The sequence below is a fragment of the Halocynthiibacter sp. SDUM655004 genome (assembly GCF_026015885.1).
GTDB classification, from domain to species: Bacteria; Pseudomonadota; Alphaproteobacteria; order Rhodobacterales; family Rhodobacteraceae; genus Falsihalocynthiibacter; species Falsihalocynthiibacter halioticoli.
In genome coordinates this window covers 1-18,343 of sequence record NZ_JAPDUG010000002.1, presented here as the reverse complement: position 1 = coordinate 18,343, position 18,343 = coordinate 1, and the positions used below count along the sequence as shown (strand labels likewise).

Annotated in this window: 18 protein-coding genes and 1 tRNA gene; 13 read left to right on the top strand and 6 right to left on the bottom strand. The window is 54.5% G+C overall.

Annotated elements, in window-relative coordinates:
* Positions 1–98 precede the first annotated feature (98 nt).
* The 3 genes from recA (at position 99) to N9C89_RS07800 (ending at position 4,239) form a co-directional block, all read left to right on the top strand.
* Positions 99–1,166 (top strand): recombinase RecA, encoded by a 1,068-nt coding sequence (gene recA, locus N9C89_RS07810; RefSeq protein WP_263953323.1) that lies wholly within the window; start codon positions 99–101, stop codon positions 1,164–1,166.
* A gap of 129 nt (positions 1,167–1,295) precedes the next feature.
* A complete protein-coding gene (gene alaS, locus N9C89_RS07805) occupies positions 1,296–3,950 on the top strand; it encodes an alanine--tRNA ligase (RefSeq protein WP_263953322.1) in 2,655 nt (884 codons plus the stop codon).
* 1 nt (position 3,951) lies between these two features.
* On the top strand, positions 3,952–4,239 hold the full coding sequence (locus tag N9C89_RS07800; protein WP_263953321.1) for a DUF1330 domain-containing protein: 288 nt from the start codon (positions 3,952–3,954) through the stop codon (positions 4,237–4,239).
* Positions 4,240–4,311: 72 nt separating this feature from the next.
* Here the strand turns inward: N9C89_RS07800 and typA are convergent, their stop codons facing one another.
* From typA to N9C89_RS07770, 6 genes are all read right to left on the bottom strand, one after another.
* On the bottom strand, positions 4,312–6,126 hold the full coding sequence (typA, locus tag N9C89_RS07795; RefSeq protein ID WP_263953320.1) for a translational GTPase TypA: 1,815 nt from the start codon (positions 6,124–6,126) through the stop codon (positions 4,312–4,314).
* Positions 6,127–6,327: 201 nt separating this feature from the next.
* Positions 6,328–7,536, bottom strand: coding sequence for an NADP-dependent isocitrate dehydrogenase (locus tag N9C89_RS07790; RefSeq protein WP_263953319.1), 1,209 nt, complete (start codon positions 7,534–7,536; stop codon positions 6,328–6,330).
* Between the two features lie 125 nt (positions 7,537–7,661).
* Positions 7,662–8,387, bottom strand: a complete 726-nt coding sequence (locus N9C89_RS07785) for a VIT1/CCC1 transporter family protein (RefSeq protein ID WP_263953318.1) — start codon at positions 8,385–8,387, stop codon at positions 7,662–7,664.
* A 61-nt stretch (positions 8,388–8,448) separates the two neighbouring features.
* On the bottom strand, positions 8,449–9,030 hold the full coding sequence (locus tag N9C89_RS07780; RefSeq protein WP_263953317.1) for an HD domain-containing protein: 582 nt from the start codon (positions 9,028–9,030) through the stop codon (positions 8,449–8,451).
* 10 nt (positions 9,031–9,040) lie between these two features.
* Entirely contained in the window at positions 9,041–9,289 is a 249-nt protein-coding gene (locus N9C89_RS07775; protein WP_263953316.1) for a hypothetical protein, read from the bottom strand.
* Position 9,290: 1 nt separating this feature from the next.
* Positions 9,291–9,944 carry an alpha/beta hydrolase gene (locus tag N9C89_RS07770; protein WP_263953315.1) on the bottom strand — a complete coding sequence of 218 codons (654 nt, stop codon included), beginning with the start codon at positions 9,942–9,944 and terminating at the stop codon, positions 9,291–9,293.
* A 322-nt stretch (positions 9,945–10,266) separates the two neighbouring features.
* On the opposite strand from N9C89_RS07770, the gene N9C89_RS07765 reads away from it, so the two are divergent.
* The 10 genes from N9C89_RS07765 to N9C89_RS07720 all read left to right on the top strand — a co-directional run bounded on the left by N9C89_RS07765 (position 10,267) and on the right by N9C89_RS07720 (position 18,298).
* Positions 10,267–10,758 (top strand): Rrf2 family transcriptional regulator, encoded by a 492-nt coding sequence (locus N9C89_RS07765; RefSeq protein WP_263953314.1) that lies wholly within the window; start codon positions 10,267–10,269, stop codon positions 10,756–10,758.
* A gap of 55 nt (positions 10,759–10,813) precedes the next feature.
* Positions 10,814–11,878, top strand: a complete 1,065-nt coding sequence (locus N9C89_RS07760) for a cysteine desulfurase family protein (RefSeq protein ID WP_263953313.1) — start codon at positions 10,814–10,816, stop codon at positions 11,876–11,878.
* Positions 11,879–11,938: 60 nt separating this feature from the next.
* On the top strand, positions 11,939–13,441 hold the full coding sequence (gene sufB / locus N9C89_RS07755; RefSeq protein WP_394358487.1) for a Fe-S cluster assembly protein SufB: 1,503 nt from the start codon (positions 11,939–11,941) through the stop codon (positions 13,439–13,441).
* A complete protein-coding gene (locus N9C89_RS07750) occupies positions 13,438–13,734 on the top strand; it encodes a hypothetical protein (protein WP_263953311.1) in 297 nt (98 codons plus the stop codon). Before sufB ends, N9C89_RS07750 begins: the two co-directional genes overlap by 4 nt.
* 42 nt (positions 13,735–13,776) lie before the next feature.
* Positions 13,777–14,532 carry a Fe-S cluster assembly ATPase SufC gene (gene sufC / locus N9C89_RS07745; protein WP_263953310.1) on the top strand — a complete coding sequence of 252 codons (756 nt, stop codon included), beginning with the start codon at positions 13,777–13,779 and terminating at the stop codon, positions 14,530–14,532.
* Positions 14,532–15,803 (top strand): SufB/SufD family protein, encoded by a 1,272-nt coding sequence (locus N9C89_RS07740; RefSeq protein WP_263953309.1) that lies wholly within the window; start codon positions 14,532–14,534, stop codon positions 15,801–15,803. Before sufC ends, N9C89_RS07740 begins: the two co-directional genes overlap by 1 nt.
* 3 nt (positions 15,804–15,806) lie before the next feature.
* Positions 15,807–16,307: a YIP1 family protein gene (locus N9C89_RS07735; RefSeq protein ID WP_263953308.1), complete on the top strand. Its 501-nt coding sequence runs from the start codon at positions 15,807–15,809 to the stop codon at positions 16,305–16,307.
* Positions 16,304–16,882, top strand: coding sequence for a YIP1 family protein (locus N9C89_RS07730; RefSeq protein WP_263953307.1), 579 nt, complete (start codon positions 16,304–16,306; stop codon positions 16,880–16,882). The genes N9C89_RS07735 and N9C89_RS07730 overlap by 4 nt, the downstream gene beginning before the upstream one ends.
* A 27-nt stretch (positions 16,883–16,909) precedes the next feature.
* Positions 16,910–18,130: a cysteine desulfurase gene (locus N9C89_RS07725; RefSeq protein WP_263953306.1), complete on the top strand. Its 1,221-nt coding sequence runs from the start codon at positions 16,910–16,912 to the stop codon at positions 18,128–18,130.
* Positions 18,131–18,221: 91 nt separating this feature from the next.
* Positions 18,222–18,298: transfer RNA gene (locus N9C89_RS07720), tRNA-Arg, on the top strand.
* Positions 18,299–18,343: the final 45 nt, after the last annotated feature.

Genomic DNA, 18,343 nt, shown 5'->3' with positions numbered 1-18,343 from the left:
GTTGAAATGTTCTCTTTTTGATCTCATAAGAGAACAAGAGGCGAACATTTCGAAACGATTGCTGCCCGAAGGCGGGTGTGGAATAAGGGAATGAAAACATGGCAACGGCAGATTTATTGAATATGAGCGACAAAAAATCACAAGATAAACAAAAAGCGCTGGATGCTGCGCTGTCCCAAATCGAGCGGCAGTTTGGCAAAGGCTCCATCATGAAGCTCGGCGATGGCGCAATCCAAGAAATTGAGGCGTCTTCGACTGGCTCACTTGGCTTGGATATTGCGCTCGGTATTGGCGGTCTGCCGATGGGGCGCATTATTGAAATTTATGGTCCGGAAAGTTCTGGTAAGACGACTTTGACACTTCACTGCGTTGCGGAGCGGCAAAAAGCCGGTGGCGTTTGCGCATTTGTTGATGCGGAGCACGCGCTTGACCCGCAGTATGCAAAGAACCTTGGGGTTGACCTTGATGAACTACTGATTTCCCAGCCGGACACCGGTGAGCAAGCGCTCGAGATCACGGATACGCTTGTGCGGTCTGGTGCCGTTAACCTTGTTGTTGTCGACTCTGTGGCTGCGCTTACGCCAAAGTCCGAGCTTGAAGGGGATATGGGCGACAGTTCTGTTGGTGTTCAGGCGCGGCTTATGAGCCAAGCTATGCGCAAACTGACAGGCTCCATCAGCCGCAGCAATTGTATGGTTATCTTTATTAACCAGATCCGCATGAAAATCGGGGTGATGTTCGGTAGCCCCGAGACGACAACTGGCGGTAACGCACTGAAATTCTATAGCTCCGTACGGTTGGATATCCGCCGGATTGGCGCTTTGAAAGATCGCGATGAAGTCGTGGGCAACGCGACACGTGTGAAAGTTGTGAAGAACAAAGTCGCGCCTCCGTTCAAGCAAGTTGAATTCGACATCATGTATGGTGAAGGGATTTCCAAAACTGGCGAGCTTCTTGATCTCGGAGTGAAAGCCGGTGTCGTTGAAAAATCCGGCGCTTGGTACTCCTATGGGGATGAGCGGATCGGGCAAGGGCGCGAAAACGCTAAGCTGTTCCTCAAGGAAAACGCGCAAATGGCGAATGAGATTGAAGACAAGATTCGCGCCGCACACGGTCTCGATTTTGATGGCTCGATGGATGGTGGTGACGATCTCGTCGAAGCATAGCGCGAAAACCACCTAAAAATTGATACAGAAGGCCCGCAGTTTACGCCGCGGGCCTTTCTTGTTGTGGACACTGCGCATAGGCCTCGCTAAACCAAGGAAACGTTAAAAATCTGCCCGAAAGAGCACCTTATGCCGAGCCTTAATGATATCCGATCCACCTATCTGGATTATTTCAAACGCAATGGTCACGCTGTGGTCGACAGTTCGCCGCTTGTGCCGCGCAATGACCCGACCCTGATGTTCACAAACGCGGGAATGGTGCAGTTCAAAAACGTATTCACAGGCGTTGAGCACCGTGACTATACCCGCGCGACGACAAGCCAGAAATGTGTACGGGCAGGCGGCAAGCACAATGACCTTGATAACGTCGGTTATACGGCGCGGCATCACACGTTTTTCGAGATGCTCGGCAACTTCAGTTTTGGCGATTACTTCAAAGAAGACGCTATTCCGTTTGCTTGGGATTTGCTGACCAAAGATTTCGGGTTGGATAAGGACAAACTGCTCGTCACTGTTTATCACACCGATGACGAGGCGGCGAATATTTGGAAAAAACACGCAGGCCTGTCGGATGATCGCATCATTCGCATCGCCACAGATGACAATTTCTGGTCGATGGGGGCAACTGGCCCATGCGGACCTTGCACCGAGATTTTTTATGATCATGGCGATCATATTTGGGGTGGCCCTCCCGGCTCGCCCGAAGAGGACGGTGACCGTTTCATCGAAATCTGGAACCTTGTGTTCATGCAGTTCGAACAGCAGGAAGACGGCACACGCCTAGACCTGCCTAAGCCGTCGATCGATACGGGTATGGGGCTCGAGCGCATCGCGGCACTTTTGCAGGGTACGCATGACAACTATGAAACAGACCTGTTCAAACATCTGATCGAGGCTTCTGCGAGTGTTACGGGGCAGGCGCCTTATGGCGACAAAAACGTGCATCACCGCGTGATTGCTGACCATCTTCGCTCCACCTCGTTCCTTATTGCCGATGGTGTCATGCCGAGCAATGAGGGCCGCGGATACGTTCTTCGCCGGATTATGCGCCGTGCCATGCGCCACGCACATCTTCTTGGCGCGACCCGCCCGGTGATGCATGAGCTTGTGCCCGCGTTGGTGAGCCAAATGGGCGCTGCCTATCCGGAGCTTTCACAAGGGCAGGCGATGATCGAAGAGACACTCAAGCTTGAGGAAGAGCGCTTCCGTCAAACGCTGGATCGTGGTTTGAAACTGCTTGATAATGAGCTGGACAGCCTGCCTGAAGGTGCCGACCTCCCAGGTGAGTCTGCGTTCAAACTCTATGATACATATGGTTTTCCACTTGACCTGACCCAAGACGCGCTGCGTGAACGCGGACGTGGTGTTGAGGTTGAAGGCTTTGATAAAGCCATGGAAAATCAGAAAGCTATGGCGCGGGCGGCTTGGTCAGGCTCTGGTGAAACTGCGGATGCGGCAATTTGGTTCGAGCTTGCGGATGAGTTTGGCGCGACAGAGTTCCTTGGCTATGACACCGAGATTGCCGAAGGGCAGATTTTGGCGATTGTTGCGGATGGCGAGAAAGCCGAGACCGCTGCGAAGGACGCCAGAGTCCAGTTGGTAACCAACCAAACGCCATTCTACGCTGAAAGCGGTGGTCAGGTTGGCGATAGCGGCACGATCAAAACCGACAGTGGCTCAGGCAAGATTACCGACACACGCAAGGTCGGCGAGTTGTTCTTGCATTCGGTGACTGTTACGTCTGGCGAGCTTGCGATTGGTCAGGGCGCGGAACTTGAAGTTGATCACGCGCGCCGGAGTGCTATTCGCGCAAATCACACAGCAACCCACTTGTTGCATGAAGCTTTGCGTCAACGCCTCGGCGACCATGTCGCACAGCGCGGTTCCCTCAATGCCGCAGACCGTCTGCGGTTTGATTTCAGCCACGGCAAAGCGCTTGAAGCTGATGATCTCGAGATTATCAGCGATGAGGTGAATGCATACATTCGCCAGAATACGCCGGTTGAAACCCGCATTATGACTCCGGACGACGCGCGCGCACTTGGAGCGCAGGCCTTGTTTGGTGAGAAATACGGCGATGAAGTTCGCGTCGTCTCGATGGGGTATCAGGACAAGTCCGGCAAAGGATTGTCTGGCAATACTTATTCGCTCGAGCTTTGCGGCGGTACGCATGTGAAGCGGACAGGAGATATCGGGGCATTTGTGTTGTTGTCTGATGGGGCGTCTTCGGCGGGTGTTCGTCGGATCGAAGCTTTAACGGGCGAGGGCGCGCTGGCCTATATTGCACAGCAAAACCAATGTGTTGGTGAATTGACTGGCATGCTCAAGGCCCAACCTGATCAGGTTGCGGGGCGTGTCAAAGGCCTGCTCGATGATCGTAAGGCTCTGCAGAACGAAATTGCACAGTTGCGTCGCGAATTGGCTGTGGCTGGTGCTGGTGATGCCGCTGAGCCAAAAGACGTTAACGGCACAACATTGCTTGCACAGGTTCTTTCGGGCGTGGGTGGCAAAGACCTTCCGGATCTGATCGCGCAGTACAAATCCAAAATTGGATCGGGTGTTGTGTTGTTGATCGCGGATAGTGATGGCAAGGCGGCTGTTGCGGCTGGTGTAACTGATGATCTTGCTGAGAAGCTCTCAGCAGTTGATTTGGTGCGTGCTGCGGTCGGTGAACTCGGCGGCAAGGGCGGTGGCGGACGCCCAACACTTGCACAGGGTGGCGGCAAAGACGCCAGCAATTCGGACGCAGCAATCAAAGCGGTTGAAGCCGTAATTGGAGGATAAGATGGGTGCACTTTGGATCGCACATGTGAAAGTGCTGGATGACGAGGCTTATGGTAAATACGCCGCCCTTGCAGGGCCGGCGATTGCCGCGCACGGTGGGCATTTTATCGCGCGCGGTGGAGCTTATGAACAACTAGAGGGCAATGATCGTCCGCGTAATGTCGTGGCGAAATTTCCAAGCCTTCAGGCAGCGCATGATTGTTATCATTCGGACGCCTATCAGGAAGCGTTGAACCATGCGCGCGATGCGAGCGAACGCGATCTGGTGATTGTCGAAACCAGCGAATAACGCGAATACAAATCTGAATCAAAAACGGCGCTGAGAAAACTCAGCGCCGTTTTTTTGTTTTGTATTGGTCTTTTAAGACGCGCGAGCTTGGCGTTTGCGCTCGTGCGGATCAAGGAAGCGTTTGCGCAGACGGATCGAGTTGGGCGTTACTTCGACCAGCTCGTCATTGTCGATATAGGCAATCGCTTCTTCAAGAGACATGCGAACGGGCGTCGTCAGTCGAACAGCTTCATCCGTACCGCTGGCGCGAACGTTGGTAAGCTTTTTACCTTTGAGCGGGTTCACTTCGAGGTCATTTTCACGGCTGTGTTCACCGATGATCATGCCTTGGTACACATCTTCTTGCGCACCGATAAAGAACTTGCCGCGGTCTTCGAGGTTGAAGATCGCATAAGGTACCGAAACACCATTTTCCATCGAGATCAGAACACCCGCACGGCGGCCCGGAATTGTCCCTTTGTGCGGAGCCCAGCTATCGAATACGCGGTTCATAACGCCGGTGCCGCGCGTGTCGGTCAGGAATTCGCCGTGGTAGCCGATCAGGCCGCGCGATGGAACAAGCGCGATGATCCGTGTTTTGCCGTTGTTCTGGCGCATCTCGGTCATGTCGCCTTTACGCGAACCAGTAAGCTTCTCGATCACCGCGCCGGAATACTCGTCATCCACATCGATGGTGACTTCTTCGATTGGCTCGTGGCGCACACCGTCGATGTCTTGGAAGAGAACCTGCGGGCGGGAAATCGAAAGTTCGAACCCTTCACGGCGCATGTTTTCAATCAGAACACCCATTTGAAGCTCGCCACGTCCGGCAACTTCAAAAGCGTCGCCGCCGGGCGTGTCAGTGACTTTAATTGCCACATTGGACTCGGCCTCTTTCATCAGGCGGTCGCGGATCACGCGGCTCTGAACCTTCTTGCCGTCACGACCAGCGAGGGGGCTGTCGTTGATGCCGAATGTTACCGTGATGGTAGGTGGATCAATCGGTTGTGCGGGGATCGCCTCGGTGATCGACGGATCACAGAGCGTGTCGGCAACAGTTGCTTTGCTCATGCCAGCGATTGATACAATATCGCCCGCAACCGCTTCGTCGATTGGCTGTTGGCCAAGTCCACGGAAGGCAAGGATTTTCGTCGCACGGAACTGCTCGATCTTGTCGCCATCGCGCGAGAGCGCTTGAACTGTGTCGCCAGCTTTGAGTGTACCTGTTTCAACGCGGCCGGTCAGAATGCGGCCAAGGAACGGGTCTGCGCCAAGCGTTGTTGCCAGCATGGAGAAGGGCTTGTCGGCCTGTTCCTGCTGCTTTGGAGCTTCGACGTGGGAAACGATCTTGTCAAAAAGTGCTGTTAGGTCTTTGCGTGGACCTTCAAGCGACTCGTCGCACCAGCCAGAACGGCCAGAAGCATACATATGCGGGAAGTCGAGCTGCTCGTCATTGGCGTCAAGTGAAGCGAAGAGGTCGAACACCTCATCGAGCGCACGGTCTGGCTCGCCATCAGGTTTATCGACTTTGTTCACAACCACAATCGGCTTCAGACCAAGCGCGAGCGCTTTGGATGTTACGAACTTGGTTTGCGGCATTGGACCTTCGGCTGCATCCACCAGCAGCACAACACCGTCAACCATCGACAGAATCCGCTCAACTTCACCGCCGAAATCGGCGTGGCCGGGCGTGTCCACGATGTTGATGCGTGTATCTTTCCACTCAACCGAAGTGGCTTTGGCAAGGATGGTAATGCCGCGTTCGCGCTCGAGGTCATTGCTGTCCATTGCGCGTTCTTCGGTGGCTTGGTTGGCACGATAGGTGCCGGATTGTTTCAACAGCTCGTCCACAAGGGTGGTTTTGCCGTGGTCAACGTGTGCGATGATCGCGATATTGCGAAGTTCCATTGGAGACTGCCTATAAGAATGAGTTGCGCGCGACCTAACGCGCCTTGCGACAAAAGACCACCCCAAAAGAACGCATTACCTTTCGGGCAGCGCTTTTTCGCGGCGTTTGCCGGTTAAGACGATTTCGAATTCAGTGGAAAAATGGGCCCTGCGCGGCGAATTGCAAGCCCGCGCAGGGTGTTTTTGGGTCTGGCACCAGCGTTAGAGCGCAGCTTGTAGGTTTTCGTCGATTTTCTCGAGGAAACCTTGAGTTGTCTGCCAGCTTTGATTTGGGCCAACCAGAAGCGCGAGGTCTTTGGTCATGATGCCGCTTTCCACGGTTTCAACGATTACGCGTTCCAGCGTTTCTGCAAAGCTTTGAAGTTGGGCGTTGTCGTCGAGTTTGGCGCGGTGCTTGAGGCCGCCGGTCCATGCAAAGATCGACGCAATCGAGTTGGTCGAGGTCGCTTCGCCTTTCTGATGCTGGCGGTAGTGGCGCGTGACTGTGCCGTGGGCCGCTTCTGCTTCGACGATTTTGCCATCGGGCGTCATCAACTGGCTGGTCATGAGGCCAAGTGAGCCAAAGCCTTGGGCAACCGTATCAGACTGTACGTCGCCATCGTAGTTCTTACAGGCCCAGACGAACTTCCCGTTCCATTTCATAGCGCAAGCGACCATATCGTCGATCAGGCGGTGTTCATACCAGATCCCAGCGGCCTTGAAGCGCTCTTCGAACTCTTCCTCAAACACTTGCTGGAACAGGTCTTTAAATCGCCCGTCATAGGCCTTGAGGATGGTGTTCTTCGTCGAAAGATACACAGGCCAGCCAAGGTTCAAGCCGTAGTTGAGTGAGGCGCGAGCGAAGTCCTTGATGGATTCATCAAGATTATACATGCCCATTGCCACACCCGCAGCGGGAGCGTCATAGACTTCTTTTTCGATAACAGTGCCGTCATCGCCGACAAATTTCATCGTCAGCTTGCCCTTGCCAGGGAAGAGGAAATCAGTCGCTTTGTACTGATCGCCGAAAGCGTGGCGGCCAATAACGATCGGGCTTGTCCAGCCTGGAACAAGGCGGGGGACGTTTTTACAGATGATCGGCTGCCGGAAGACGACACCGCCAAGGATGTTGCGGATCGTGCCGTTGGGGCTGCGCCACATCTTTTTAAGGCCAAATTCTTCAACCCGCTGCTCATCTGGTGTGATGGTCGCGCATTTTACGCCAACGCCGTATTTCTTGATCGCTTCGGCGGCATCAATGGTGATCTGGTCGTTTGTCTCGTCACGGACCTCCATACCCAGATCGTAATATTTCAGGTCAATATCCAGATAGGGCAGGATCAGTTTCTCTTTGATGAAGTGCCAGATAATGCGGGTCATTTCATCGCCGTCGAGTTCTACGACGGGGTTTTCCACCTTGATCTTGGTCATGAGGGGCCTCTTTTGGTGAATCAGGTTATGCGGCTCAATAGCCTAAAATTTGCACGTCGTGAAGATGGTATGCGATTGTATACCAAAAATATCCTATCCCGAAAATGCAGCAAAGGGATAGGTGCTTATGCCCCGATCAACCAGCCAACGAGATAGGCAACCAGCGCACAGATACCACCAATCATCAGCGTTTCGGCGATACAACGCAAGAGCGCGACCCGAATGGCCACCCACCGCAGCACACCAAGTGCGACGAGCGCAAATGTTGTTGCCGCAATCGATAAGTTAAACGTCGTCGGAGACGGATCAAACAGCACATAGGGCAGGAGCGGGATTACGCCAAAGATGAGGAATGACACAAATGTATAGAGCGCATTAACGCCAGCGTTCTCGCCATCGGGGTCGCTCATGCCAAATTCGTAGTTCATCATAAGGTCCGCCATCAATTCCGGATGCTTCTGGAGTTGATCGGCAAGGGCGACGGCGTCGCGATCTTCCAGCCCTTTTTGGCGTAGCATTGTGATCATCTCGCGCCGCTCAAGAGAAGGTTCGTCGTGTTGCCGTTTGAGTTCCTCGCGGCGAGTTGCACGGTATACGTCGTGCTCTGCGCGGGATGACAGGAATTCACCGAGTCCCATTGCAGTGGCATCGGCAAAAAGGTTGGCAAAGCCAAAGAGCAGCACAGCAATGGCGCCCATTTGCGCAGCGCCTTCAGCACCAGCGCCAGCAAAACCAGCGACCACGGCAAAGGTTGTTACGATACCGTCATTGCCGCCATACACAATCTGGCGAAGGTTTTCCTGAAGCCCGCTTATGCCATGTGCTTCGCGGCGGTGTTTGGCAATATCCATGCTGCACTCCAATCATTTAGAATGATTCTAAGATAACCGGAGCAGGAAAGATTACAACAGATTAGTTCGCGGCAAAAAAGCGCGCCACGCGGTCTCGGATATACGTCCAGACAGCAGGTGCGCCGCGCGTGACCTTTGCGCCAACGCGCGTGTCGATTTGCTCGAGCGTGACGTCATAATCGCGCCAGCTTCCGCCTCCAGAAGCCATGTTCAACGCAAGGGGTTGAACGCGGTCAATGGACTTCGCGAATACGGCATCTGGTGTTTCGGCGGCCTCAAATTCGTCCCAGAGAGCGCGAAATTCGGCGCATTGCGCTGGTGGCAAGAGGCCGAATATCCGGTCAGCCGCGGCGCGTTCCTTAACTGCTTGGGCCTCGACGTCGTGAGCTTCATGGATGGGCATATCGCCTGCATCAATCTCGACCAGATCATGCAGGAGCAACATCTTGATCACACGCGAGACGTCAATCTCGTCTGTCGCGTGCTCGGACAGCACAAGCGCATAGAGCGCCACATGCCAGCTGTGTTCGGCAGAGTTTTCACGGCGCGAGTTGTCGTGAATGGGCGTGGCACGAAGGATGTTCTTGAGCTTGTCGGCTTCTTCAAGAAAGGCGAACTGCCGCGCCAGAGTTTCGTTGGTCAAAGAACCACCCTCAGCCATTTTCGCCGGACTTGGGCGTGTTGGCTTTTTTATATGTCGCCAATGATTGCTTCACGAACGCATGGCCGCGCCGTGCCGCAAGACGGAACCGGATCGACGTTAGGAAGGCTTCTTCCATTGTTGTCGAGCTGGTTCCGAGGAGTTTTGCAACTTCGCGGTAATACTCGGAGTCACCCATCAATTCGCCCGCTTCGAGCGTTTCTTTGGCGAGTTCGTCGGCGAGGTCTTCGAGGAGAGCCATATCAGCGTGTGTTCTCTGTGAGGCGACGGCGCACGTATGTATCGACGTTGTCGATCATTGTGTCCATGTAGGGCTCTTCAAAGAAGTGGCCCGCACCCTCGATCTCTGTATGGGTGATCGTGATGCCCTTTTGCTCGTGCAGTTTTTCAACAAGCGTATGGGTGTCCGCGGGGTTCGCCACGCGGTCCGCCGTGCCGTTGATCATCAGACCAGAGCTGGGGCAGGGTGCGAGGAAGCTGAAGTCATACATATTCGCAGGAGGCGATACGGAGATGAAACCCGTGATCTCTGGACGCCGCATCAGAAGTTGCATTCCGATCCAAGCGCCAAAGGAGAAGCCCGCAACCCAGCAATGCTTGGCGTTGGGGTTCATTGATTGCAGGTAATCAAGTGCGCTTGCTGCATCAGAAAGCTCACCAACGCCTTGATCGTACTCGCCTTGGCTTCGGCCAACACCACGGAAATTGAACCGCAACACGGTGAAGCCCATGTTGTAGAACGCATAGTGCAGGTTGTAGACCACCTTGTTGTTCATCGTGCCCCCGAACTGCGGGTGCGGATGCAGGATGATCGCAATCGGCGCGTCTTTCGGTTTTTGCGGGTGATAACGTCCTTCGAGGCGGCCTTCGGGGCCGGGGAAAATCACTTCGGGCATTGAGGTCCCTGTCTCTTTCTATGCTCTTGCTCTGGTCACGGGTTCTTTTCGGTCGTGATATTCTTGACGAAAAGGATTGGACATTTTAGAACAATTCTAACATTTGGCAGCACGAGTGGTGCCGGATCATTATCGAAGTAAGCAAACCGGCGCGGAACGTCAATGAAAACCACAAAAATGGTAAGAATTTGACGGATGTTAAGGCTCTAGGGCGTTGTATTTCCGACAGGAGTCGGGAGGAGCAAGGTCTGGATAGGATTCGCACGCTTGCAAATATGTGGGAAAGCGGTGCGGTCCTGCGGATTGGGAACAGGAGACGAGGATGAAGCTCAGTACAAAAGGCCGTTATGCAATGGTCGCTCTTGCCGATCTGGCCCTGCAGCCCGAAGGTGAATTGACCTCACTCGGAGAGATTTCCAAGCGGCAAGATATTTCGCTGCCCTATCTGGAGCAGCTTTTCGTGCGTCTGCGTCGGGCCGAACTTGTTGTGTCGGTTCGTGGCCCCGGCGGGGGGTATCGGCTGGCGCGCTCGCCTGATGCCATTCGGGTGGCTGAAATCCTTGGTGCGGTCGATGAGACTGTAAGTGCTATGCACAAAGGTGCTGGAGCGAGTGGCGGAGCCAGCGGCAGCCGCGCCCAGAGCCTGACAAACCGATTATGGGAAGGTCTTAGCGCACATGTTTATGTGTTCCTGCATCAGACACGGCTTTCGGACGTGGTCGGCAATGATCTTGCGCCATGTCCTGCGGTTCCGAACTTGTTTGAAGTGGTTGACGATAGCCCCGAAGAGCAGAGCAGCGAACAAGGCGCTTGATACAGAGCGGCTTTGCACCCACCTAAATCTCGAATGATTGGAAAACTGTTTCGGTATGGCTGAGCGCGTCTATCTGGATTGGAATGCAACCGCACCGCTGCGCGATGAAGCGCGGCAGGCCATGATTGCGGCCATGGATGTGGTCGGAAACCCGTCGAGCGTGCATGCCGAAGGGCGTGCGGCCAAGGGGCTGATTGAACGCGCGCGCGGGCAGGTGGCGGCGTTAGCGGGGTGTGATCCGCAGGATATCGTCTTTTGTTCAAGCGCAACCGAAGCTGCGCAGATGTGGTTTGCGGGGCGGTCCGATGTTTCCGGTGCTGCGGTAGAGCATGACGCGGTTGGTGCGCAGATTACTGCGCTTGGAGGCGCAGAGGTTCCGGTTGATCACGACGGGCAGATCGTTTGGCCCAAAGACAAACCACTAGCAGCGCTTCAGGTGGCCAATTCAGAAACCGGAGTGATTCAGTCGGCGTTTCGCCGCCGTCCGGTTGATATGGTGGATGCGACGCAAGCGCTCGGCAAAATTCCGTTCAATTTTTCCGAAGCGTGGGTGCAGGCAGCGATTTGCTCTGGTCACAAGTTCGGTGGCCCAAAGGGATCGGCGGCGCTGATCCTTGGAAAAGGCGTTGAAATTGCGCCTTCGCTTGGCGGTGGTCAGGAAATGGGGCGGCGCTCCGGTACGGAAAATCTCATCGGGATTGCCGGTTTTGGCGCAGCAGCAGAGGCCTCTGCGCGGGATTTGGCCGAAGGCAGATGGGACGAAATCGAGAAACTTAGAAAGATTCTAGAAAAAGCGCTGGCAGAATCTGTGAAAGAGACTATTTTTGTCGGAAATAGCGGAGCGCGCCTTCCGAACACCTCATGTTTTATCACTCCGGGATGGAAGGGTGAGACACAGGTGATGCAGATGGACCTCGCCGGATTTGCTGTTTCGGCGGGATCGGCCTGTTCCTCTGGCAAGGTGCGCGCAAGCCGTGTTTTGACGGCAATGGGCTATAGCACGGATGAAGCGGCCTCGGCACTGCGTGTGTCGCTCGGGCCGGAGACAACTGAAGATCAAGTTTATCGGTTTGCCGAGGCTTGGAGCAAAGCATACAAGCGCCACGCGGCGCGGCGGTAAAAGAATTGAGTTGCTTCGCGGCATGTCCGTGAGGCGTAGGAATACAAAGGGGGTCCGGTGTTGGATCAGGTTAAAGTCAAAGATGGTGTTGAAGAGGAAACCGTAGATGCGGTGAAATCGCTCGCCGGAAACTACAAACACGGCTGGAATACCGAAATCGAGATGGATTTCGCACCCAAAGGTGTGAACCCTGATATCGTCCGTTTGATTTCCGAGAAAAACGAAGAGCCGGAATGGATGACCGAATGGCGTCTGGCCGCGTTCGAGCGTTGGGAAAAGCTCAAAGAGCCCACATGGGCGATGGTTGATTACCCTGATATCGATTTTCAGGACATCTATTACTATGCCCGTCCAAAGAGCATGGAGACAAAGCCGAAATCGCTTGATGAGGTAGATCCAAAACTGCTCGAAACCTACGAGAAACTCGGTATTCCACTTGCAGAGCAGGCGCTTCTCGCTGGTGTTGAAGTCCCTGAAGAAGAGCGCAAAGTTGCGGTTGATGCGGTGTTTGACTCTGTGTCTCTTGGTACCACATTCCAAGAGGACCTGAAGAAAGCGGGCGTTATCTTCTGTTCGATTTCCGAAGCGATCCGCGAGCATCCGGAGCTGGTTAAGAAATACCTCGGCTCTGTGGTTCCGGTTTCGGACAACTTTTATGCAACGCTCAACTCGGCTGTGTTCTCGGATGGTTCGTTTGTTTATGTGCCGCCTGGTGTGCGTTGCCCGATGGAGCTGTCGACCTATTTCCGTATCAACGCCGAAAACACCGGCCAGTTTGAGCGCACATTGATCATTGCCGACAAAGGCTCCTATGTGAGCTATCTTGAAGGTTGCACGGCGCCAAAACGCGATACCGCGCAGCTTCACGCCGCTGTGGTTGAAATCATCGTCGAGGAAGATGCCGAGGTTAAATACTCCACGGTACAAAACTGGTATCCGGGCGATGAAGAAGGCAAGGGCGGTATCTATAACTTCGTGACTAAACGTGCTGACTGCCGTGGTGACCGCTCCAAGGTGATGTGGACACAGGTTGAAACGGGCTCTGCGGTCACGTGGAAGTATCCATCCTGCATCTTGCGCGGTGCTGAAAGCCAAGGCGAGTTTTACTCCATCGCCATTGCGAACAACTACCAACAGGCCGATACCGGCACCAAGATGATACACCTTGGCCGTGACACCAAATCGCGGATCGTATCCAAAGGTATTTCCGCTGGTAAGGCGCAAAACACCTATCGCGGTCAGGTTGCCATGCACCCGAAAGCGCAGAACAGCCGTAACTTTACGCAGTGCGATAGCTTGCTGATCGGAGATAAATGCGGCGCGCACACTGTTCCCTATATCGAGGTCAAGAACAACTCGAGCCGTGTGGAGCATGAAGCAACGACCAGCAAGGTGGACGACGATCAACTCTTCTATTGCCGCCAGCGCGGTATTGGCGAAGAAGACGCCGTGGCGCTTGTTGTGAATGGGTTCTGTAAGGATGTGCTGCAAGCATTGCCGATGGAATTTGCCATGGAAGCACAAGCCCTTGTGGCCATTTCGCTCGAAGGATCCGTTGGATGACCGATAAGCCGGAGCAAAAAGCCTCAGACGGCAACCGGATTATGCTCGGTCGCTATGGGCGCATGAACTCAGAGAACCAATCTCTGACATTTGTTCTGCTTGGCCAAATTCTGGTTTTTGTTCTGGCGATGCTCCACGACGAGTTCGTTCACTATCTATACATCACGGGTCGAATTGCCTCTGAGCAAATTGGCCCTGCGGAAGTCGTTATCGGCTTCATCCTATTTGTTTTCTGGATGCTGCTTACCTTTGCATGTGTCCGTATCCTAAGCACCCCAACCACCTCAGAGTGACCCTCTGCACGATACGTTGGCTGAAGAAAAGACGAGAGATAAATGTTAGAAATCAAAAACCTGCACGTGAAACTTGAAGACGAGGATAAAGAAATCCTTCGTGGTGTAAACCTGACCGTCGGAGAGGGCGAAGTGCATGCGATTATGGGGCCGAACGGCTCTGGTAAGTCGACCACGTCCTATGTTCTCTCTGGCCGTGACGGCTATGAGGTGACAGCAGGGTCAGCAACGCTTGATGGCGAAGACCTCCTTGATCTTGACCCAGAAGAGCGCGCTGCCCTCGGCATGTTCCTTGCGTTCCAATATCCGGTCGAAATCCCCGGTGTGGGCAATATGACCTTCCTGCGCACAGCGGTGAACTCACAGCGTAAGGCGCGCGGCCAAGAAGAGCTTTCTGCAGGTGAATTCCTTAAGGAAGTGCGCGCGATTGCCAAAGACCTCAAGATCGATCCGGAAATGCTTAAGCGCCCCGTCAACGTCGGCTTCTCTGGTGGCGAGAAAAAGCGCAACGAAATCCTTCAGATGGCGATGCTTGCGCCGAAGATGTGTGTTCTTGACGAGACCGACTCCGGCCTTGACGTTGATGCGATGAAACTCGTGTCTGAAGGTGTGAATGCCCTGCGGGACGGAAAACGCAGCTTCCTTGTTATCACGCACTATCAGCGCCTTCTGGACCATATTAAGCCGGATGTCGTTCACATTATGTATAACGGTAAAATCATTAAATCCGGCGGCCCAGAGCTCGCGCTTGAAGTTGAAAACAACGGTTATGGTGATCTTCTGGCGGAGGCAGACTAATGGCATTGGCGCTCGAAACTGACGCGCTGCTTGCGGATCGGCTTGCCGGATTGGAAGCCGTGGCCAAAGGCGCAACCCAAGCCGCCCGTCGCTCGGCGGCGGCGCGTGTTGCTGACATGGGCCTACCTACGCGGCGCGATGAGTATTGGAAATTCACCCGCCCTGACGCACTGACTGTCGCGGAACCAGCGGCGGCAGGGGCACTGAACCTTGACGAGAGCCCGTTTGACGCGGCGAACCCGCTGACTCTGGTTTTCCGTGATGGCATGTTTGACGCCGAGGCTTCGGACGCACTTGAGGGCGAGAACCTGACGATTGACCTGCTTTCTGCAGCGGCGGACATTCATTGGGCTGGCGAGATTTACGGCACGCTTGAGACTGCAGGGCAAACGCCCGTTGCGCGTCCTCTTGCTGCGCTTAACACGGCGCTCGCAACCGAAGGTGTGCTGATCCACGCGAAAGGTAAAGTCGAGCGTCCGGTTCTGATCCGCTATATCGCGGGCGAGGCTGACGTGATCTTGCACCATGTTGTAAAGGTAGATGAGGGCGCGAGCCTGACGTTGCTGGAAACTGGTACACCAGGTACGCGTAGCAACACCGCGCTTGAAGTAGACGTCGCCAAAGAAGGTGCGTTTGATCACATCCGCACCCAAGGGCGCGACCACGAGCGCGGCCTTTTGAGCCACACATTTGCGCGTATGCAAGATGATGCCGAGTTCAAAAGCTTTATGCTGACGGCCAATGGCACCCTCACGCGGAACGAGTGCGTGATCGAGATTTTGGGCGACAATATCTCGGCACATGTCGGTGGCGCGGCGATTGGTGATGGCAAAGACTTCCATCACGACGACACGGTCTTTATCACTCATGACGCCGTGCATTGCGAAAGCCGTCAGGTGTTTAAAAAGGTGCTTCGTAACGGGGCAACTGGCGTGTTTCAGGGCAAAATTCTGGTGAAGCCAGATGCTCAGAAAACCGACGGTTACCAGATTTCGCAATCGCTCCTGCTGGATGAAGACTCGCAGTTCTATGCCAAGCCTGAGCTTGAGATCTATGCCGATGATGTGGCCTGTTCCCACGGTTCCACAACAGGCGCGATCGACGAGACAGCTCTGTTCTACCTGCGGTCGCGCGGGATCGAACGCCGTGAGGCGCAGGAGCTGCTTGTGCTGGCTTTCCTTGCTGAAGCGTTGGACGAGATCGCCGATGATGATTTGCGTGCGGCCGTTCAAGACCAGCTAGAGTTCTGGCTTCGTAACCTCAAGGGATAGGCCATGTCGGTCACACGTGACATGACGGATAGTTACCGCGCCCCCGGTCGGGCCTTTGCGCGCCAACTGCGCGAAGGTGTGAGCGAGGCGCGGGTTCTGTCTTATTTGATGATCTCGTGTTTCATTATCTTTGTGTCGCAACTTCCGCGTCTGGCGCGGGAGGCGCATCTTGATCCGAGTATCCCACTTGATGCGCGGGCAGGGGCGGCGATCCTCGGTTGGCTATTCTTTGTACCGTTGGTGGCCTATGGGCTGAGTTTTCTGCTCGTCCTCGTGCAGAAAGTTCTGCGGATGCAAGCCCACGCGTTTACAACACGTATGGCGTTGTTTTGGGCATTGCTTGTCACCACACCTCTTTGGATTCTACAGGGGCTTGTGGCAGGGTTGATTGGGGTAGGGCCTGCGCTCACCGCTGTAAATGTTATTTTGCTTGCTGTTTATCTTATCGTTTTATTTGCCTGTCTGCGCGCGGCGGGTACTTATCTCAAGGAGTCCCAATCGTGAGCCAATCCGGGACAGAAGGCACAATCGCTGACCTGACAAAGCTACTTCTCCGTACGCCCCGACTTGGCATGCGGGCGGTACTTGATCTTGGTATTCGTGGCGCGACTCTCTTTCAACTTGCCGCGCTGATGATCGTGCTGGCTTCGATTGTTGCCTATGGAATTGGGGCTTTGGCTCCTGCGCCCGAAGGGGCAGAGGGCATGATCGCGCCGATTGGTTACATCCTTGTGGCTGGCGGAAATCTCGCGGTTACATCCGTTGTGCTCTACTGGGGCGGGCGGATGATCGGCGGAACTGGAGACTTTCAGGACGTCCTTCTCGCGATGAGCGTTCATCAGGGCGTGACCATCCTGTTTCAAGTCGTATTCGCGCTGGCCTCATTGGTCTCGCCTGCGCTTGGCGCAGTGTTGCTAACAGTTGGCGTCTTTTACCTGATCTACCTCATGGCTGCCTATGTTGCTGAGGTTCACGGTTTTGAAAGCGTGTGGAAAGCGACGGGTCTGATCATCGGTATGATCTTTGGTTTGGCCTTTATTCTATTGTTTTTGTTTACCCTTTTTGGGCAACCAGTTTAAGCGGCCTAACGGGCTAATGGTGGGCTAATGTACGACATCGAAAAAATCCGCGCCGACTTTCCGATCCTTTCGCGGGAAGTGAACGGCAAGCCGTTGGTCTATTTAGATAACGGCGCCTCCGCGCAAAAGCCGCAGGTTGTGATCGATACGATTACCCAAGCCTATTCAATGGAATATTCCAACGTTCACAGAGGTTTACATTATCTTTCTAACCTCGCGACAGAGAAATATGAGGCCGTGCGCGGCACGATTGCGCGGTTCCTGAATGCCGCCTCCGAAGATCATATCGTGATGAATTCTGGTACCACCGAGGGTATCAATATGGTTGCTTACAGTTGGGCGATGCCGCGAATGGAAGCAGGTGACGAGATCATCCTCTCGATCATGGAGCACCATGCCAATATCGTGCCGTGGCATTTCTTGCGCGAGCGTTTGGGTGTGAAGCTGGTTTGGGTCGATGTCGACGACAAAGGAGACCTTGATCCCCAAGCGGTTCTGGATGCCATCACACCCCGCACCAAACTGATTGCAGTGACACAAATGTCGAACGTGCTCGGGACATTGGTTGATGTGAAAGCCATCACCAAGGGCGCTCACAAAAAGGGTGTTCCTGTTTTGGTTGATGGATCACAGGGCTGTGTGCATGCGCCAGTGGATGTGCAGGATATCGGCTGCGATTTCTATGCGATCACTGGCCACAAGCTATATGGTCCGAGCGGTTCTGGTGCGATCTATATCCGGCCGGAGCGTATGGCCGAGATGCGCCCGTTCCTTGGGGGTGGAGACATGATCCGCGAAGTTTCGCGCGACGTCGTGACATACAACGACCCACCAATGAAGTTTGAAGCAGGTACGCCAGCGATTGTCCCGACAACGGGTTTCGGTGCTGCGCTTGAATATCTGATGGACCTCGGAATGGACAAGATCGCCGCCCATGAGGCGGGTCTACGAGACTATGCGAACGAGCGGTTTTCGGGGCTCAACTGGCTGAATATACAAGGGAATTCCGCAACAAAAGGCGCGATTTTTTCGCTCACCTTGAGCGGCGGAGCTCATGCGCATGATGTCTCTACAGTGCTCGACAAAAAGGGCGTTGCCGTGCGCGCCGGACACCACTGCGCCCAACCATTGATGGCGCATCTGGGCGTAACAGCAACCGCACGGGCGAGTTTCGGGCTTTATAACACCCGAGACGAGGTCGACACGTTGGTCGATGCTTTGGAACTCTGCCACGAACTTTTCGCGTAACGAGCGCTTTGGCTAAACCCGACGCACCATCGCAGCCAATGCGCAATTTCCGATTGCAGGGCCGCGCTGAATTGCCTATGAACCGCATAACGCACCCGTAGCTCAGCTGGATAGAGCGCTGCCCTCCGAAGGCAGAGGTCACAGGTTCGAATCCTGTCGGGTGCGCCAATAATTACAATGGTTTACGCGAATAATTAGGGCGATCAATTTTCG

Excerpts from the sequence above, each read along its gene's own strand:
- recA (WP_263953323.1), top strand. The coding sequence starts at position 99 with ATGGCAACGGCAGATTTATTGAATATGAGCGACAAAAAATCACAAGAT.
- alaS (WP_263953322.1), top strand. The coding sequence starts at position 1,296 with ATGCCGAGCCTTAATGATATCCGATCCACCTATCTGGATTATTTCAAA.
- N9C89_RS07800 (WP_263953321.1), top strand. The coding sequence starts at position 3,952 with ATGGGTGCACTTTGGATCGCACATGTGAAAGTGCTGGATGACGAGGCT.
- typA (WP_263953320.1), bottom strand. The coding sequence starts at position 6,126 with ATGGAACTTCGCAATATCGCGATCATCGCACACGTTGACCACGGCAAA.
- N9C89_RS07790 (WP_263953319.1), bottom strand. The coding sequence starts at position 7,536 with ATGACCAAGATCAAGGTGGAAAACCCCGTCGTAGAACTCGACGGCGAT.
- N9C89_RS07785 (WP_263953318.1), bottom strand. The coding sequence starts at position 8,387 with ATGGATATTGCCAAACACCGCCGCGAAGCACATGGCATAAGCGGGCTT.
- N9C89_RS07775 (WP_263953316.1), bottom strand. The coding sequence starts at position 9,289 with ATGGCTCTCCTCGAAGACCTCGCCGACGAACTCGCCAAAGAAACGCTC.
- N9C89_RS07770 (WP_263953315.1), bottom strand. The coding sequence starts at position 9,944 with ATGCCCGAAGTGATTTTCCCCGGCCCCGAAGGCCGCCTCGAAGGACGT.
- N9C89_RS07765 (WP_263953314.1), top strand. The coding sequence starts at position 10,267 with ATGAAGCTCAGTACAAAAGGCCGTTATGCAATGGTCGCTCTTGCCGAT.
- N9C89_RS07760 (WP_263953313.1), top strand. The coding sequence starts at position 10,814 with ATGGCTGAGCGCGTCTATCTGGATTGGAATGCAACCGCACCGCTGCGC.
- N9C89_RS07750 (WP_263953311.1), top strand. The coding sequence starts at position 13,438 with ATGACCGATAAGCCGGAGCAAAAAGCCTCAGACGGCAACCGGATTATG.
- sufC (WP_263953310.1), top strand. The coding sequence starts at position 13,777 with ATGTTAGAAATCAAAAACCTGCACGTGAAACTTGAAGACGAGGATAAA.
- N9C89_RS07740 (WP_263953309.1), top strand. The coding sequence starts at position 14,532 with ATGGCATTGGCGCTCGAAACTGACGCGCTGCTTGCGGATCGGCTTGCC.
- N9C89_RS07735 (WP_263953308.1), top strand. The coding sequence starts at position 15,807 with ATGTCGGTCACACGTGACATGACGGATAGTTACCGCGCCCCCGGTCGG.
- N9C89_RS07725 (WP_263953306.1), top strand. The coding sequence starts at position 16,910 with ATGTACGACATCGAAAAAATCCGCGCCGACTTTCCGATCCTTTCGCGG.